17 protein-coding genes are annotated in these 15,097 nt (G+C 31.2%); 2 read left to right on the forward strand and 15 right to left on the reverse strand.

Features of this window, described 5'->3' with window-relative positions:
* Positions 1-3: 3 nt before the first annotated feature.
* The 11 genes from AMN95_RS04835 to iolG all read right to left on the reverse strand — a co-directional run bounded on the left by AMN95_RS04835 (position 4) and on the right by iolG (position 8,533).
* Entirely contained in the window at positions 4-447 is a 444-nt protein-coding gene (locus AMN95_RS04835; protein WP_075522831.1) for a molybdopterin synthase catalytic subunit, read from the reverse strand.
* On the reverse strand, positions 447-716 hold the full coding sequence (locus AMN95_RS04840) for a molybdopterin biosynthesis protein MoeD (protein ID WP_075522832.1): 270 nt from the start codon (positions 714-716) through the stop codon (positions 447-449). Before AMN95_RS04840 ends, AMN95_RS04835 begins: the two co-directional genes overlap by 1 nt.
* Positions 713-2,005 (reverse strand): hypothetical protein, encoded by a 1,293-nt coding sequence (locus AMN95_RS04845; RefSeq protein WP_075522833.1) that lies wholly within the window; start codon positions 2,003-2,005, stop codon positions 713-715. Before AMN95_RS04845 ends, AMN95_RS04840 begins: the two co-directional genes overlap by 4 nt.
* On the reverse strand, positions 2,002-2,472 hold the full coding sequence (locus AMN95_RS04850; protein WP_075522834.1) for a thioesterase family protein: 471 nt from the start codon (positions 2,470-2,472) through the stop codon (positions 2,002-2,004). Before AMN95_RS04850 ends, AMN95_RS04845 begins: the two co-directional genes overlap by 4 nt.
* Before the next feature lie 6 nt (positions 2,473-2,478).
* The gene (moaC, locus tag AMN95_RS04855; RefSeq protein ID WP_075522835.1) at positions 2,479-3,024 is read right to left on the reverse strand and encodes a cyclic pyranopterin monophosphate synthase MoaC; all 546 of its coding nucleotides are present in this window, start codon (positions 3,022-3,024) and stop codon (positions 2,479-2,481) included.
* Complete coding sequence (moaA, locus tag AMN95_RS04860) at positions 3,024-4,016, reverse strand: GTP 3',8-cyclase MoaA (protein ID WP_075522836.1); 993 nt, start codon at positions 4,014-4,016, stop codon at positions 3,024-3,026. Before moaA ends, moaC begins: the two co-directional genes overlap by 1 nt.
* Positions 4,017-4,105: 89 nt before the next feature.
* The gene (locus tag AMN95_RS04865) at positions 4,106-4,423 is read right to left on the reverse strand and encodes a GYD domain-containing protein (protein WP_075522837.1); all 318 of its coding nucleotides are present in this window, start codon (positions 4,421-4,423) and stop codon (positions 4,106-4,108) included.
* An 89-nt stretch (positions 4,424-4,512) separates the two neighbouring features.
* Positions 4,513-5,307 carry an ATP-binding cassette domain-containing protein gene (locus AMN95_RS04870; RefSeq protein WP_075522838.1) on the reverse strand — a complete coding sequence of 265 codons (795 nt, stop codon included), beginning with the start codon at positions 5,305-5,307 and terminating at the stop codon, positions 4,513-4,515.
* Entirely contained in the window at positions 5,307-6,434 is a 1,128-nt protein-coding gene (locus AMN95_RS04875; RefSeq protein ID WP_075522839.1) for an ABC transporter permease, read from the reverse strand. Before AMN95_RS04875 ends, AMN95_RS04870 begins: the two co-directional genes overlap by 1 nt.
* Positions 6,435-6,506: 72 nt before the next feature.
* Positions 6,507-7,430, reverse strand: a complete 924-nt coding sequence (locus AMN95_RS04880; RefSeq protein ID WP_075522840.1) for a sugar ABC transporter substrate-binding protein — start codon at positions 7,428-7,430, stop codon at positions 6,507-6,509.
* Between the two features lie 101 nt (positions 7,431-7,531).
* Complete coding sequence (iolG, locus tag AMN95_RS04885; RefSeq protein WP_075522841.1) at positions 7,532-8,533, reverse strand: inositol 2-dehydrogenase; 1,002 nt, start codon at positions 8,531-8,533, stop codon at positions 7,532-7,534.
* A gap of 43 nt (positions 8,534-8,576) precedes the next feature.
* On the opposite strand from iolG, the gene iolE reads away from it, so the two are divergent.
* Positions 8,577-9,479 (forward strand): myo-inosose-2 dehydratase, encoded by a 903-nt coding sequence (gene iolE, locus AMN95_RS04890; protein WP_075522842.1) that lies wholly within the window; start codon positions 8,577-8,579, stop codon positions 9,477-9,479.
* On the opposite strand, the gene AMN95_RS04895 is transcribed toward iolE, so the two are convergent.
* From AMN95_RS04895 to AMN95_RS04910, 4 genes are read right to left on the reverse strand one after another with little or no spacing between them, the layout of a single operon-like run.
* Positions 9,480-9,980: a hypothetical protein gene (locus tag AMN95_RS04895; protein WP_075522843.1), complete on the reverse strand. Its 501-nt coding sequence runs from the start codon at positions 9,978-9,980 to the stop codon at positions 9,480-9,482.
* Between the two features lie 2 nt (positions 9,981-9,982).
* Positions 9,983-10,945 (reverse strand): hydroxyacid dehydrogenase, encoded by a 963-nt coding sequence (locus AMN95_RS04900; RefSeq protein ID WP_075522844.1) that lies wholly within the window; start codon positions 10,943-10,945, stop codon positions 9,983-9,985.
* A gap of 3 nt (positions 10,946-10,948) precedes the next feature.
* Complete coding sequence (locus AMN95_RS04905; RefSeq protein WP_075522845.1) at positions 10,949-11,743, reverse strand: HpcH/HpaI aldolase family protein; 795 nt, start codon at positions 11,741-11,743, stop codon at positions 10,949-10,951.
* Entirely contained in the window at positions 11,744-13,186 is a 1,443-nt protein-coding gene (locus AMN95_RS04910) for an NAD-dependent succinate-semialdehyde dehydrogenase (protein WP_075522846.1), read from the reverse strand.
* A gap of 60 nt (positions 13,187-13,246) precedes the next feature.
* On the opposite strand from AMN95_RS04910, the gene iolD reads away from it, so the two are divergent.
* Entirely contained in the window at positions 13,247-15,091 is a 1,845-nt protein-coding gene (gene iolD / locus AMN95_RS04915) for a 3D-(3,5/4)-trihydroxycyclohexane-1,2-dione acylhydrolase (decyclizing) (protein WP_075522847.1), read from the forward strand.
* Positions 15,092-15,097 lie beyond the last annotated feature (6 nt).

Consider the following 15,097-nt stretch of genomic DNA (forward strand, 5'->3'; position numbering starts at 1 on the left):
AATCTATTTATTCAATTTTTTTCCAATAAGCCACTCACTTTTTTGGTCTTCATAATATTCTTTTTTCCAAATTGGTGATCTCTTTTTTATCTCCTCAATGATAAATCTTGATAGCACATATGCTTGATCACGATGTTTACAAGCAACAGCAATAATAATACTTATTTCACCTAATTTAAGATGTCCTTTAGCGTGTTCTATAAATACAGCTTTATCTTTGATGTTTAATTCTTTATCTGCTTCATTGTAAATGTCCTTAAAACTTTTTATAACCATCTCATCATGAGTATCATAAGTTATTCCAGTCACTTTTTTATTCACATTTGTATTTCTTACTGTTCCTAAAAAATAAATTGATGCTCCAAATTTAGAGTCCTTGATAAACTTTTCAGCATTTGAAGTAAGTATCTTTTCTTTTTTTAAGTCTACTATTTTTGTGTGAAGCATTAACCTCCTCCGATAGGGGGTATAATACCAATCTTTTGATCTTTTGTGATTTTATAATTGTCGCTAATTATTTCATTATCCTCAGAACAAAAAGCTGAGGATTTTATAACTTTGATAAAATTTTCATTACCTTGAAATTTTTGGTCTATATATTTTATGATCTCATTCCTTAAATCATCTATTGAAGCTTTATGTTTAAGGTTAAATTCTAAGTGATCCTTATCACTGAAATCTCTACTAGCTCCAAATAGTTCTAATTTAATTTTCAATTTATTTCTTTACCTTTTTTAAATGGATCTAATAGTAGTTTTTTGTGATTATATTTATATTGTCCATTATTATAATGGAGTGAATTAACAACCAGAATTCTTGAATTTTCTACATCAATTAAAATCATATTCCCACCATAGCCACCCATGCCAAATATAATTTTGTCTTTTAATCCTGGAAAATCCATATGAAATTGACCCCCATATGATTTTGTACGATTAAATGCAGGCTCTTCTTTTTCTTTGCTTCCTTTTGGTATTCTTCTTTTATAAATTTCTTTTAAATATTTTCCAACACAAGTATCATTCTGATAATCATCCATTATAGCCTTAGCTATTCTAAGATAGTCAAATCTCGTTGCCATTATGTTAGGATGTCCATTTCCCCAAATTTCATTTAAACTTGTATAGCCATAACGAATGCTATTTTTGATCTTTATTTTATCGTTGAAAACTTTGCTATAAAATTTGTCATAATCTTCACCAATTTTAAATTTCATATAGTTTAAAATTAGCTGAGTGACAAATCCATTGTAATTGTATCTTTCCTTAGATTTTTTTGTATTTTGGTTGTTAAAGTAAGAGCGCATTGTTGTTGCAATATCTCTATCTTCATATGCACCTAATTTACTGGTACCATCTTCAAATTCATCGATGTATTTTTGATCACCAGTATTCATATTTAAAAAATTAATTAATTTTTGATCATGATAAAGAGAATCTTTTATTATAGGCCAGTCATTTACTCTAGCATCAACTCCATCAATATAACCATCACATATTGCGTGACCTACTAAATAAGAAGTTACTGACTTACCCATTGACATTGAGTAAAATTTTGTTTCATTATTCAAAAACTCTCCCAGTCTCTCTTTAGGAGAAAGTTCATCAATTAATACTTCACCATCTTGATAATATAAATAACTAAGGATACCTTTGGTTTTCATTTGCTTTTTTACAAATTTATCTTCAATTAAGTTGAATTTAAAATCGTAGGAACTATTTGTCGGTTTAAACTCTTTTAAATGTTGACTTCTATCTCTATATGAATATTTCCATAAATAATAAATCAGCGTATCTCTGTTTGGGTTTGAATGATAGGCAATATTAGTAGCTGATAATGCTTTATTTTTTATTTTGATATTTAGATTGTGAGATCCTTGCTCATTTAAATATTGATGATGTCCGTTTTCAGAAAGCCACTTACTAAAAAACCAATTTAATCTCTCAGCAAATGCATTGCTTGAAGCAAATAAGCTCAAAGTAAGGATGATAACTATTTTTTTCATTTTTTAAGCTTAGATGAAAACTTTAAATTTTCATTATTAAATTTAGATTTATTCTTATCTATAAAGTCGTCCATTATCTTTACTTTTTCTTCCTCAAATTCGGCAACTTTTCTTTCATTGAGATCTACATACAAAGCTAGAATTTCAATTGTTGAGGCTAGGAATTTTTTTTCTTTATGTATCATTTCCATTTTATATTGAAGTCTTTTTTTATCATGATCAAAAAAAACACAATTAATATCAACTTCATCATTTAGTTGGAGTTCTTGATTATAAGTTATATGAGACTCTACAATCATTGTACTTTTTTTAGTTGTTTTTGCGGAGTGCTCACCCATTTTAAAGATATTATTAAGAGTATCAGCACCATATTTATCAAACATTAAAAGATAATATGAAACATTCATATGATCGTTATAATCAATCCAATCTTTGATAACTTTTTGAGAACTTAAATAAACAGACATTAAATATTAAAAAATATTTTTAAGAAATTCAGGTAATCCATCTGGATTAGTCCATAATCCACTTTTTCCACCTTCCTTAATTAATAATTTAACATTATCAATTTTTAGATGAGGATTTACTATTTTGCTTAAATCATAAATTGTTATTAATGCAGCGTTAACACCCATTATAGCTTCCATCTCAACTCCTGTTTTAGCAACAGCTGAAACAACACAAAAAACCTCTAGTGAGTTATCAACTTCATTCATAATTATTTTAGTAGCAGTATGATCGATTGGTAGTGGATGACACAAGGGAATTAATTCACTTGTTTTTTTTACACCTAATACTGCTGACACCTCAGCTAAAGTGATAGGATCTCCTTTAGGCATTTTTTTATTATTGATTAAATTGAAAACTTCTTTTCCAACATAGATCTTTCCTGATGCTAACGCTCTCCTAAATGTTTCTTTCTTAGAAGAAACATCAACCATATTAAAAGAATTTTTTTTGAATATTTCTTTTGCCCAATCTTTAAGCTCTTCCTGATTTATAATCTTTAATTTTGACATTAACCACCTGTTGTTGATAAATTTTTAGTCAAACCTGTTTCACCAAGTTCTAAATAATGAGACTCCTTTTTAAATTTCATTTGCCTCATTATCAAATCTTGTAATTCTTTAGTTTGATCATCTTTTTGTAATAAGTGCCTAAGGTTTATTCCAGTATTACCAAATAAACATAATCTTAAGTCTCCTCTAGAAGTAATTCTTAAACGGTTACAAGTTTTACAAAAATCTTTGGAGTAGGGAGCTATAATTCCAAATTTACCTTTATATTTTGGATTGATATAATTTAAAGAAGGACCTGCGTCTTTGCCAAAAGTTTGATAGATCCAATTATTTTTATTTAAGTAATTTTTAAATATTTTTGCAGATATATGATATTTGTTAAAATAATTTAAATTATCTCCGGTCCTCATTAACTCTATAAATCTAAAATCAACTTCGTTTTTTTTTATAAATTCTGCCCAATTATTAAAATCTTTCTCACTTGCATTAATATTCTTTAAGAGAACAGCGTTAATTTTAATATTTGTAAAATTAAGTTCTTGTAGATTTTTGATACCTTGTAATATTTCTGGTAATCGATTATGACCTGTAATATCTCTAAAGATATTACTATCTAAACTATCAATACTTATATTTATACCACTGATACCACTATCAACTAACATCTTTGCTTTTTTATCTAAATTATAGCCGTTAGTTGTAACTACAACTTTTTCTATTCTAGCCTCTTTCTTTAAAACTTTTATTATTTCAAAAAAATCTTTTCTTACTGTCGGCTCACCACCAGTAAGTCTTATTTTAGACACACCTAATTTTGAAAAAACTTTAGCTAAACGTTTTATTTCATCTAAATGAAGAAATTTTCTATTATCACTTTTGTCAACTTGATAACCGTCGGGCAAACAATATCCACACTTAAAATTACAGACATCGGTTATTGACAACCTTATATAAGGAAAGGTTCTTCCAAAAGAGTCTTTTAGTTTTTGCATTATCAAAAGATAACACATTAAACTTTAACAATCATCAACTATGAATTACCTCCAGTCCGCAGCTGGAAGTTTTCACATAAACTCTTTAATTATTGACCTGGTGCTTTATAACCGATTTTACTTGCTTTAGACGTAGCTTTACTAAAATCAATTGCCTCTAAAATTGTTAGGTTTTCAACAGCACCTGATGCTTCCACAACTAATTTAATTGCAGCAAAGTCATCAAAACTTGGTACGTCAGTAACAACTATAAAATCATAAGACCCTCTTACAATATCCATGCTGTGCATTGTACCACCCATAGCTTTTGTTAGTTGTTCTACTACAGCTTTTCTGTCACTCGTAGGATCTTTAAGAAATCCTTGAAAAGCTTTTGCAGTATAATTTCCCATTATATATGCTTTCATAATTAATCTCTCCTTTTTTAAAAAAAAATTATAACAAATTTAATTGTGACGAGATATGTATTTTGGGAATTCCTAGTATGATTAATAAATTAATTACTAGCAATTCTATCCATTTCTTTTAATTCAACTTCTAGTTTATTTAATTCTTCACCACCAGCCATCATACTTAGAAGTTTTTCTCTTGAAATATCATCTTTTTTAAATGTACCCATGCTTCTACCTCTATTTAAAACCGTAAAACTATTTCCAACTGGATAAGCATGATGAACATTATGTGTAATTAATATTACAGCTAAACCTTGAGATGCTGCTTTAACTATATATTTTAAAACCATAGAGGCTTGATGAACTCCTAGTGCAGAAGTTGGTTCATCTAAAACTAAAACTTTTGCGCCAAAATATATTGCTCTTGAAATTGCCAAGCATTGTCTTTCACCGCCAGACATTGTCCCAACTGCTTGAGAAGGATCTCTAACATCAATACCAATTTGACCCATTCTTTCAGCAGCAATTTTATTAGCTTTTTCAATATCAAATGTTTTAAAGAATGGTAAACCTTTTTGAGGTTCTCTTCCCATAAAAAAATTTCTAGTAACACTCATCAATGAAACTAAAGCTAAATCTTGATACACTGTACCTATACCAATATCCAATGCATCTCTTGGTGAGTCAAAAATAATTTTTTTATCTTCAAAAATAATCTCACCTTCATCAGGTTTATGAACACCAGCTAATGTTTTGATTAGAGTTGATTTTCCAGCACCATTATCTCCTAAAAGACACATGATTTCTCCTTTTTTTAATTTCATAGTAACGTCTTTTAAAGCGATTACTTTTCCAAAAAATTTACTGATATTATTAAATTGGACTAAATACTCGGACATTATTTAGTCTCCGTAACTTTTTTTCTGATATAATTGTTAAATACAACAGCAATTAACATCATTGCTCCTAAAAATACTTTAAACCAATCTGTGTCTACATCTGTATAGAATATACCCATAGAAACTGTACCAAAAATTATTGCGCCTAATGCAGCTCCTATAGCTGACCCATACCCTCCAGTTAATAAACATCCACCTACCACTGCAGCAGCTATTGCTTCCAATTCTTTTAATGTCCCTCTCATAGTGTCGGCAGAGCCAGCATCTAGAACTTGAATACACGCAAATATAGTTGAAGCAACTGCAGTTCCTATAAATAAACTTATTTTAACTCTTCCAACAGGCACTCCAACATTTGTTGCACCTACTTTGTCTCCGCCTGAAGCAAAGATCCAATTTCCATATCTTGTTTTCATAAGTATCCAAGTTGCAAATAAAGTTAGAGCTATAAACCATATTACCGATGGTGGGATACCAGTTGCTAAAGGAGTTCCATCAGTTCTTAATTCAATTAGCTTCATTGATCCAAGCCAGGTGAAGAGCCATTGAAAAGTATCAGTGGCAAATATCCATGCTATTGGATCATCTTCAATTAATACTCGTAATCCTGGGACTTGAGTTCTACCTGTTATCAATCTTGTAATTGCTAAAGTAGCACCTCTTAAGATAAACAACATTGCAAGCGTAACTATAAAAGATGGAAGTCCAGACTTTACAACCATTATTCCATTAAAATATCCAATCAATACTGCCATCGCAAAAGCAAAAATAATACTAGTCCACAATGGCCAACCCCAATAAATTGCTGGAATAGCTATACATATCCCAGCGAACCCAATCATAGATCCGATTGAAAGATCAAATTCTCCTCCAATCATTAACATAGCAGCTGCAATCGCAATGATACCTAAGTTTGCTGACACATCTAAAAAATTTAGTGTACCATAAGCACTAAACATTCCTGTGTCACCAGCAACTATCCCAAAAAATATAAATACTAATATTGCTCCACCTAAAGCTCCAAGCTCAGGTCTATTCAATAATACTCTTAGTGGAGAAATTTTTTTAAGTCTTTCATCTTTTCCAGTTTCTTTCTTAGATTCGATACTTTGAGATTTTACAGACATAAAAAACTATAATTTAAAAAACGCCAAAAAAAAAGGCCTGACTGATATTCAGTCAGGCCTTTAAATTATCTTTTATCTATAACCTTGAGCTGCCCACTTTATAACTTTAGACGCATTGTCAGGAGTTACAAATCCAGGTCCAGTCATTACTATACCAGCTGGCATTGTTCCCCATCTCATGTATTGTCCAAAGATAGCAATAGGTAGGTAACCTTGTAGGTATTGTTGTTGGTCAATTAAAAACTCTACTTTTCCTGCAGCAGCAGCCTTTAACATATTTGGAGACATATCAAATGTTCCAAGTCTTACTTTACCAACTTTTCCAGAAGCTTCTAAAGCTTTTAGAGCTGCTTCACCAGATAAACCAGCACCTAAAGTTAGGATAGTGTCATATCCACCACCTAATTTAGCAGCAACGGCTTTTTGAATTTCTGTTGGGTCATTTGATGTACCTAAAATATCTACTGATCCACCAAATCCTTTTTTGAAACCTGCACATCTTCTATCTAGTGCAACGTTACCAACTTCATGGTTAACACATAATGCTTTTTTTCCACCGGCAGCTTTCATTTTTTGTCCACCACCTACACCAGCTTCAAACTCAGTTTGACCAACATGTGCACTTATTCCTAAAGATGCATAGTCATCAGAACCAGAGTTCATTGAAATAACTGGGATACCAGCAGCAATTGCAGCTTTAACAGATTTTCCTAAAGCAGCAGCATCTGGTAATGTAATCACGATACCTTTCGGTTTTTGCGATACAGCATTGTCAATTAGTTTTGCCATTTCCACCATGTCAAAAGTAGCAGGTGCAGTATATTTACAAGATACTCCCATATCTTTACATCCAGCATCTACTCCGTTTTTAGCAACAGACCAAAAAGGGTCATTAGCTTGACCGTGAGAAACTACAATTATATCTACAGCTAAAGCAGACACAGACATCATAGCCCATGCAACTAAAGCTAAAATAAAGTTTTTAATTGTTTTCATTGTTCCCCTTTAATTAAAGTTAAGTTTTAAAAACAAAATCTAATCAAAATATTATTTGGTTGTAAAGATGATAGGTTGTGTTCTAGTGTTAGTTGATTCAATTAGAAAGTAAGTTTTTCAAACTTTTTAGAACCGAGAGATTTTTTCGCAGCATTTGCCATTATTAAAGCACGTCTACCCTCCTCAAATTCTGCAAGTGGGCGAATATTTTTATTAATAAATTTTGAAAAATCATTCAATTGTTTTTTATATGCATCTTTATATCTCTCAATAAAAAAATTTAGCAAAGGAGATTTGTTTGAAGTTGAATTTGATGAATAAAATGATGTTTCGTTCTCTCTTATGTTTTCGGATATAATCATTCCTTTAGATCCAAATATTTCAACACGCTGATCATATCCGAAACTACAATGCCTTGAGTTTGTAATTATGCACTGAACACCATTTTTAGATTGAATCATACACGATGCCAACTCAAAGTCTCTGATTTTATCAAATCTTTTATCTGAGATGTTGCTACCTGATGCAATTAATTTTAAGGGTTCATCTTTTCCAAGATAGAAACGTACTAAATCAAAATCATGTATCATCATATCTCTAAATATTCCACCTGACTCTTTTAAATATCTAATTGAAGGTGGTGCAGGATCTCTACTTGTAATAATAATTTTTTCTAATTTTCCGATCTTACCATTCAATAATTGTTTTTTAAGGTTGTTATGACCTGGATCATATCTTCTGTTGAAACCAAGCTGAATCTTTGGATTTAAGTTTTTAATTTTTTTTTTACATTCATTTATTTTTTCTATACTTAAATCTAATGGTTTTTCACAAAAGATTATTTTTTTATTTTTAACTCCCTCTAAAATAAATTTAATATGAGTATTTGTTGTTGATGCTATAAAGACAGCCCTAATTTTTTTATCTTTAAATATTATATTTGGATTATCAACACTCTCTGCTTTGAGTATTTTTGAATACTTGTTTGTTAAATTTTTATCGATATCATAAACATATTTTAGATTAAAATCTTTATTACGCATCAAATTCTTGCCATGCATAATACCAATTCTTCCAAGACCAAATAAAGCTATATCAATCATTTAAAATTTGTATTAAAAGATATTTTAACTAAAAACAATTATTATGTCAGTAAAATTAGGAGTAGCACCAATTGCATGGAGTAACGATGACATGCCAGAACTAGGTGGCGACACATCATTAGAACAATGTTTAGATGAAGCAAGTCAAGCAGGATACATTGGAATTGAGTCTGGTGGAAAATTTCCGAAAAAATCATCAGAATTACTTCCAAAATTAAGTCAATTTAATCTTCAACTTTGCTCAGGTTGGTATGGAGCAAATTTAAGAAAAAATACAGTAGAGGAAGAAAAAAAACTAATCCAAGAACAATTAAAATTATTTAAAGAGTGTAATTCACCCTGCATAGTATTTGCAGAAGTATCTGGATCAATTCAAGGAGATCCTAATCGAAAATTATCAACAAGACCTCAAATGGAAAAAGATGAATGGGACGGATTTTGCAATAAAATTTCAGAAATGGGAAAATATCTTGAAGATCAAGGAATGCCATTAGCATATCATCATCACATGGGCACCATTATTGAGACACAAAGAGATACAGAAAGACTTTTAGATAATACACATGATAGCGTTAAATTAACTCTGGATACAGGTCATATGCTCTTTGCAAAAGGGGACTCTAAATCGATATTAGAGAATTATAATGAGAGACTTTTTCATGTTCATTGTAAAGATATAAGAAAAGATGTTCTTGAAAAATCTTTAAAAGAAAATTTGAGTTTTAGAGCAGCTTTTCTTGAAGGTGCATTTACTGTTCCAGGTGATGGTTGTATCGATTACGAACCATTATTTGAAGTTTTAAAAAAGAATAATTATTCAGGTTGGTTGGTAGTAGAAGCTGAACAAGATCCAGCAAAAGCTAATCCATTTGAGTATGCAAAGATAGGTTATAAATATTTAACTGAGACTTTGAGTAAATCTAAAATTGAAGTTTTCAAAAATTAATTATCTATAAAGCGAAGTTAATTCGTTGTTACCTGCTGCAACACATGGGGATTTAAAACATGTTCCCACAACCCATTCAGAACCAGGTTCAGATAAAAAATTTGATGACATAACAAAAATTACTCCCATCTCTACTGATTGTCCTGCTTTTCCTTCGGCTTTAATTCTTGGATCTGGATCAGTTTTTACTTTTGAGTCTGTTGAAAAAGGATTTTCAATATTTAAATTATTATTTATATAGTTTACTATTTTTGATGAAATCCATTCTTCATTGCAGGCATCACCCCAAATAGTTTTCTTATCCTCATCATTATTTCCACAATTATTTATTTCGCCATTTATAAAATCTACTACTTTTTGATGATTTTCTTTTACCAGATTTGCTTTTGCCTCAACCGCAGGTCTGGTACTTGCTGTCCATATAAGCATTCCAACAACATAGATGACTGACATAGTTACTAAAGCTTCCAAAAGACCAAAATTTTTAAAATTTATTCGCATAATTAAAGTTTAATTATTTTAGATTTGTCTAATTTTTTTTCAAAAAAATCAATAATATTTTGTATTGTTTCTTTTCCCATTCTTATCATGCATTCTTCAGTGAATGCTGCAGTGTGAGGACTTAAAAAAACTTTATCATTTTTAAGTAATGGGTTATCAGACTTAGGTGGTTCTGTCTCAAATACATCTAAACCTGCACCGAAGATTAGATTTTCTCTTAATGCTTTATCTAAATCAACTTCATTAATAATTCCACCTCTAGCTGCATTAACAACAATACAATTTGTTTTCATAGATCTTAAAAGATCATAGTTTACAATATTTTTTGTCTCATCGTTAAGAGGCATATGTAAAGAGATAGCATCCATCTCTTTAACTGCTTCTTTTAAATCATTTACTTTTTTTCCACCCAAAGATTTTATTTTTTCATCATTTATATAAGGGTCATAAACAAAAACATTCATTTCAAAACCCAAACATCTTTTTATCAATGCTTGTCCAATTCTACCAAAACCAGCAATTAAAATATTTTTTCCCCAGAGTTCAATTGTTTTTGGTAATTTATTTCTGTCATTAAATTTTCCTAATTTTACTGATTGATCGTACATATCTTTTCTTTTTGAAATATTTAAAAGCATAAACATCACATGCTCTGCTACCGCAACAGCATTAGCAGTTGCTGTTATAGTTAAGGTTGCTCCAATTTCCTTTGTGCTTTTAAGATCAATATTATCGTAACCAACGCCGTGTCTTGAAATAACCTGAAGTTTTTTAGCAGAGCTAATTATTTCATTGGGTAATTTTGCTGTTCTTATTGAGATTGCATCGCAATCAACTATTTTTTGTTTCAAGTCCTCATTAATTTCATCAAAGATCTCAAATTCATAACTGGAATTACCTTTGAGCAAATTTATACCTTCTTGATGAATGTTTTGAATTACAAGAATTTTCTTTTTTTCTGGCACTTTTTAATATGCTTTTGACTCTTCTTTTTTATTTGATGAGCCTTTCATTTTATCAACTATTGCTTTAGCACCAGTACTCATAGCTCTTTGATCTGCTCCAATAGTTACAAAATTAAATCCTTTATCAATCATTTTTAAAGCATATTCAGGTGTACCATTATGAATACCCGCAAAAATTTTATTTTTTTTAGCATGCTCTAAAATTTTTAGAATTTGAGAATATGCTTTTGAATTTTCCGGTTTATCAAATCCTGGTTCTTCACCAATAGCTAAACTTAGGTCCGCTGGCCCAATATAAATACCGTCTAAACCTTTTACAGACATTATTTCATCAAGCTTGTCTAAAGATTCTTTAGTTTCTATCATTGCAAACTTAAGCATTTCTTGATCTGCATGTTTAGCATAATCAGATCCCCCGTAAATAAGCCCTCTTACTGGTCCAAAACTTCTATATCCATTAGGTGGATACATACAAGCTTGTACAAATTTTTCAGCCTCTTCTTTGTTACTGACCATTGGACAAATAATTCCATAACAACCTGCATCTAATATTTTCATTATTTGACCTGGTTCATTCCAATTAACTCTTGCTAATGGAGTTACATTTGTAGATGAAATAGTTTGCAACATTGGAAGAGCATTTGAATAATCAACTAAACCATGTTGCATATCTATAGTTAAAGAGTCCCAACCCTGATGAGCCATTGCCTCTGCAGACACGGTGCTTGGTATTTGAAGCCAACCATTGATGACTGGTTTACCCTCATTCATCATCTTTTTTATTTTATTTTCTCTCATTTAATTTTTAAGACCGAGATGAGTATATTTAATATTTAAATAATCTTTAATTGCCATTGATCCACCTTCACGACCATAACCAGTCTGTTTAATTCCTCCAAAAGGTGCTTCAGCAACTGCTACAGCGGCTGTATTAACTGCAACACATCCAGTTTCCATTAACTCAGAAGCCTTGTGAGCTTGCTCCATTGAGTTTGTATAAACATAACTACATAAACCTAAATCATTATCATTAGCTCTCTCAATTACCTCATCGAAAGTTTTGAATGACAGCATAGGAACTAGTGGTCCAAAAGGCTCTTGTTTCATGATTGTAAAATCATCTTTTACATTATCAAACACAGTAGGCTCATAAAAATAACCTTTATTAAAACCAGATGGTCTTTTTCCACCTAGTAAAACTTTAGCACCTTCTTTTTTTGTTTTTTCAACAAGCTCCTCAATTTCACTAAGTCTTTTTGCTGTTGTCATTGGTCCAAGCTGAACACCTTCATCTAAACCATTTCCTATTTTAAGCTTTTTAGTTTTTTCTATAAATTTATTTATAAACTCATCTTTTTTACTCTCTTGAATATAAAATCGATTAGGAGATATACAAACTTGACCATTATTTCTAAATTTTGCTGTAATCGCCATGTCAGCTACAGTATCTATATTTGAGTCCTCAAAAACAATAAAAGGCGAATGACCACTTAATTCCATGGTAACTCTTTGAACTTTATCTGCAGCTTTTTTCAAAATTAGTTTTCCAACTCTAGTAGAACCAGTAATAGAAACTTTTTTAACAATATCCGAATCTATAAGTTGTTCCGAAACAGATGCTGGATCACCAGAAAGCAAGTTTACGACCCCTTCAGGTACTCCACTTTCCTTACAAATATCAACCAATTCCATTACGGTTCCAGGTGTAATTACATCTGGTTTACAAATCACTGAACAACCTGCAGCAAGAGCAGTTGATATTTTTCTTGATGCTAATATTAATGGAAAATTCCATGGTACTAATGCAGCAACTACACCAACTGGTTGATAATAAACATGGACTCTAGTATTTGGAAATCGACTTTCTACAGTTTGGCCATATATTCTTTTTGTTTCTTCAGCATTCCATTCAAATATATCAGCAGCTCCTCCAGCTTCACCTACACCCTCTGCTAAAGGCTTTCCAACTTCTAAAGTTAACCATTTTGCGAGAACGTTTTGCTTTTCCCTTATCTTGTCTGCTATTTTTCTTATTATATAAGATCTTTGCCATGGGGCTGTGTTTCTCCAAACTTTTAATCCTTTTTCTGCAGATTTAAGAGCCTTTTCAACATCAGATCTTCCAGCTTTAGACGCTTTACCAATTATTTCCTCAGTTGCAGGGTTGATTACTTCGTAACTTTCATTTTTCTCAGATTTTTGCCACTTCCCATCAATGAATTGCCCAAATTTTTCGTACATAAAAATATTTCTAAGTTTTTTAGTGAAATTAATTTATAATTTTGTTTTATATACTCAATTATGAGAAAATTAAAGCTTACATGTGCTCATGCAATAGTTAAGCACTTGATTGCTCAAAAAATATTAATTGATGGTAAAAAACAACCACTTTTTCCTGGAGTGTTTGGTATCTTTGGTCATGGAAATGTTGCTTGTCTAGGTCAAGCTTTAGAGGAAAATAAAGATAAACTTCCGACTTATAGAGGCCATCACGAGCAGAATATGGCTTTGACTGGAGTAGCATACTCAAGAGCCAAAAGAAGAAAACAAATTTTTATCGCTACAAGTTCAGTTGGACCGGGATCTACAAATTTGCTTACAGCAGCAGCCGTTGCTATGAGTAATAGAATACCAATATTATTTTTACCTGGTGATACATATGCAAATAGAATGCCGGATCCTGTTCTTCAACAAGTTGAACATTTTAATAATCCAGGAATAACTGCAAATGATGCTTTTAAATCAGTTACGAGATATTTTGATAGAATTACAAGACCAGAACAAATTTTGCAATCTTTACCACAAGCTATTCAATTAATGATAGATCCTGCTGATGCTGGTCCAGCTTGTTTATCTTTATGTCAAGATACTCAAGGTGAAACGTTTGATTATCCAGAAGAGTTTTTTAAAGAGAGAGTTCACAACATTAGAAGACCAAAACCAGATGATTTTGAAATTAAGAAAGCAGCAGAGAAAATTAAAAGTTGCAAAAATCCAATAATAATTTCTGGTGGGGGCGTTTTTTATTCAGATGCTATGGAAGAATTAGGAAACTTTGCAATTAAACATAATATACCTGTTACTCAAACAGTGATGGGGTATTCTACTATGAAAAGAGATCATTCACATTTTCTTGGACCTATTGGAGGTTTAGGCGGTAAAGCGGCAAATAATTTTGCAAAAAAAACTGATCTTGCAATAGCCGTTGGAACTAAATTAGCTGATTTTACAACAGGCTCGTGGGCAAATTTTGAAAATCCGGATTTTGGATTAGTTTCATTAAATATAACAAGACATGATGCAAATAAACATTTAGCTCAAGCCGTGGTTGGAGATGCAAAAGTTTCATTAATCGAACTTTCAAATGCTTTAGGAAGTTGGAAAGCAAATGATGATTGGTATAAAAAGTCTAGAGATGAATTAAAATCCTGGAATGAATACGTTGATAAAGAAAGTGGTCCAACAAATCAAAAATTACCAAGCTATGCCCATGCAGTTGGTGCAATTTATAGAAATTCAGATCCCTCGGATATTGCTGTGACAGCAGCAGGTGGTTTGGTTGGAGAAGTGGTTCAAGTTTGGAGACCAAGAGAATTAAATACTCATGAAACCGAGTGGGGATTTAGTTGTATGAGTTATGAAATTTCTGGAGCTCTCGGGATTAAAATGGCCAATCCAAATAAAGATGTAATTGCATTCGTTGGAGACGGTTCATACTTATTATATAATTCTGATATTTATTCATCGGTTATAACAAATAATAAATTAATCATCATCGTCTGTGACAATGGTGGTCACGCTGTAATTAATAGACTTCAACTCTTTAAAGGTGGAAAAGAATATAATTGTTTACTAGAAAGTTCTAATACACCAAATCTAGTTGGTGTTGATTTTGCTAAACATGCAGAAAGCATGGGAGCTAAATCTGAGCAAGTAAACTCTATTTCTGAATTAGAAGAAGCATTTAAAAGAGCAAAAAAATCTGATGTGACCTATGTTATTTCAATTAAAACTCATTCATATCAATGGCTAGAGGGATCAGCTTACTGGGAAAGTCCAACATTAGAAATTCCAAACACCAAAGAAAATGAAGAGGCTTTAAAATTACATAAAGAGGGAAAAGCTAAACAAAGACAAGGTGTATAAATCAAC

This window comes from Candidatus Pelagibacter communis, assembly GCF_001180185.1.
In the GTDB taxonomy this organism is placed as follows: Bacteria; Pseudomonadota; Alphaproteobacteria; order Pelagibacterales; family Pelagibacteraceae; genus Pelagibacter; species Pelagibacter ubique_F.

What these genes read in the sequence shown, in the direction of transcription:
- AMN95_RS04835 (WP_075522831.1), bottom strand. Translation starts at nt 447, where the DNA reads ATGCTTCACACAAAAATAGTAGACTTAAAAAAAGAAAAGATACTTACT.
- AMN95_RS04845 (WP_075522833.1), bottom strand. Translation starts at nt 2,005, where the DNA reads ATGAAAAAAATAGTTATCATCCTTACTTTGAGCTTATTTGCTTCAAGC.
- AMN95_RS04850 (WP_075522834.1), bottom strand. Translation starts at nt 2,472, where the DNA reads ATGTCTGTTTATTTAAGTTCTCAAAAAGTTATCAAAGATTGGATTGAT.
- moaC (WP_075522835.1), bottom strand. Translation starts at nt 3,024, where the DNA reads ATGTCAAAATTAAAGATTATAAATCAGGAAGAGCTTAAAGATTGGGCA.
- moaA (WP_075522836.1), bottom strand. Translation starts at nt 4,016, where the DNA reads ATGCAAAAACTAAAAGACTCTTTTGGAAGAACCTTTCCTTATATAAGG.
- AMN95_RS04865 (WP_075522837.1), bottom strand. Translation starts at nt 4,423, where the DNA reads ATGAAAGCATATATAATGGGAAATTATACTGCAAAAGCTTTTCAAGGA.
- AMN95_RS04870 (WP_075522838.1), bottom strand. Translation starts at nt 5,307, where the DNA reads ATGTCCGAGTATTTAGTCCAATTTAATAATATCAGTAAATTTTTTGGA.
- AMN95_RS04875 (WP_075522839.1), bottom strand. Translation starts at nt 6,434, where the DNA reads ATGTCTGTAAAATCTCAAAGTATCGAATCTAAGAAAGAAACTGGAAAA.
- AMN95_RS04880 (WP_075522840.1), bottom strand. Translation starts at nt 7,430, where the DNA reads ATGAAAACAATTAAAAACTTTATTTTAGCTTTAGTTGCATGGGCTATG.
- iolG (WP_075522841.1), bottom strand. Translation starts at nt 8,533, where the DNA reads ATGATTGATATAGCTTTATTTGGTCTTGGAAGAATTGGTATTATGCAT.
- iolE (WP_075522842.1), top strand. Translation starts at nt 8,577, where the DNA reads ATGTCAGTAAAATTAGGAGTAGCACCAATTGCATGGAGTAACGATGAC.
- AMN95_RS04895 (WP_075522843.1), bottom strand. Translation starts at nt 9,980, where the DNA reads ATGCGAATAAATTTTAAAAATTTTGGTCTTTTGGAAGCTTTAGTAACT.
- AMN95_RS04905 (WP_075522845.1), bottom strand. Translation starts at nt 11,743, where the DNA reads ATGAGAGAAAATAAAATAAAAAAGATGATGAATGAGGGTAAACCAGTC.
- AMN95_RS04910 (WP_075522846.1), bottom strand. Translation starts at nt 13,186, where the DNA reads ATGTACGAAAAATTTGGGCAATTCATTGATGGGAAGTGGCAAAAATCT.
- iolD (WP_075522847.1), top strand. Translation starts at nt 13,247, where the DNA reads ATGAGAAAATTAAAGCTTACATGTGCTCATGCAATAGTTAAGCACTTG.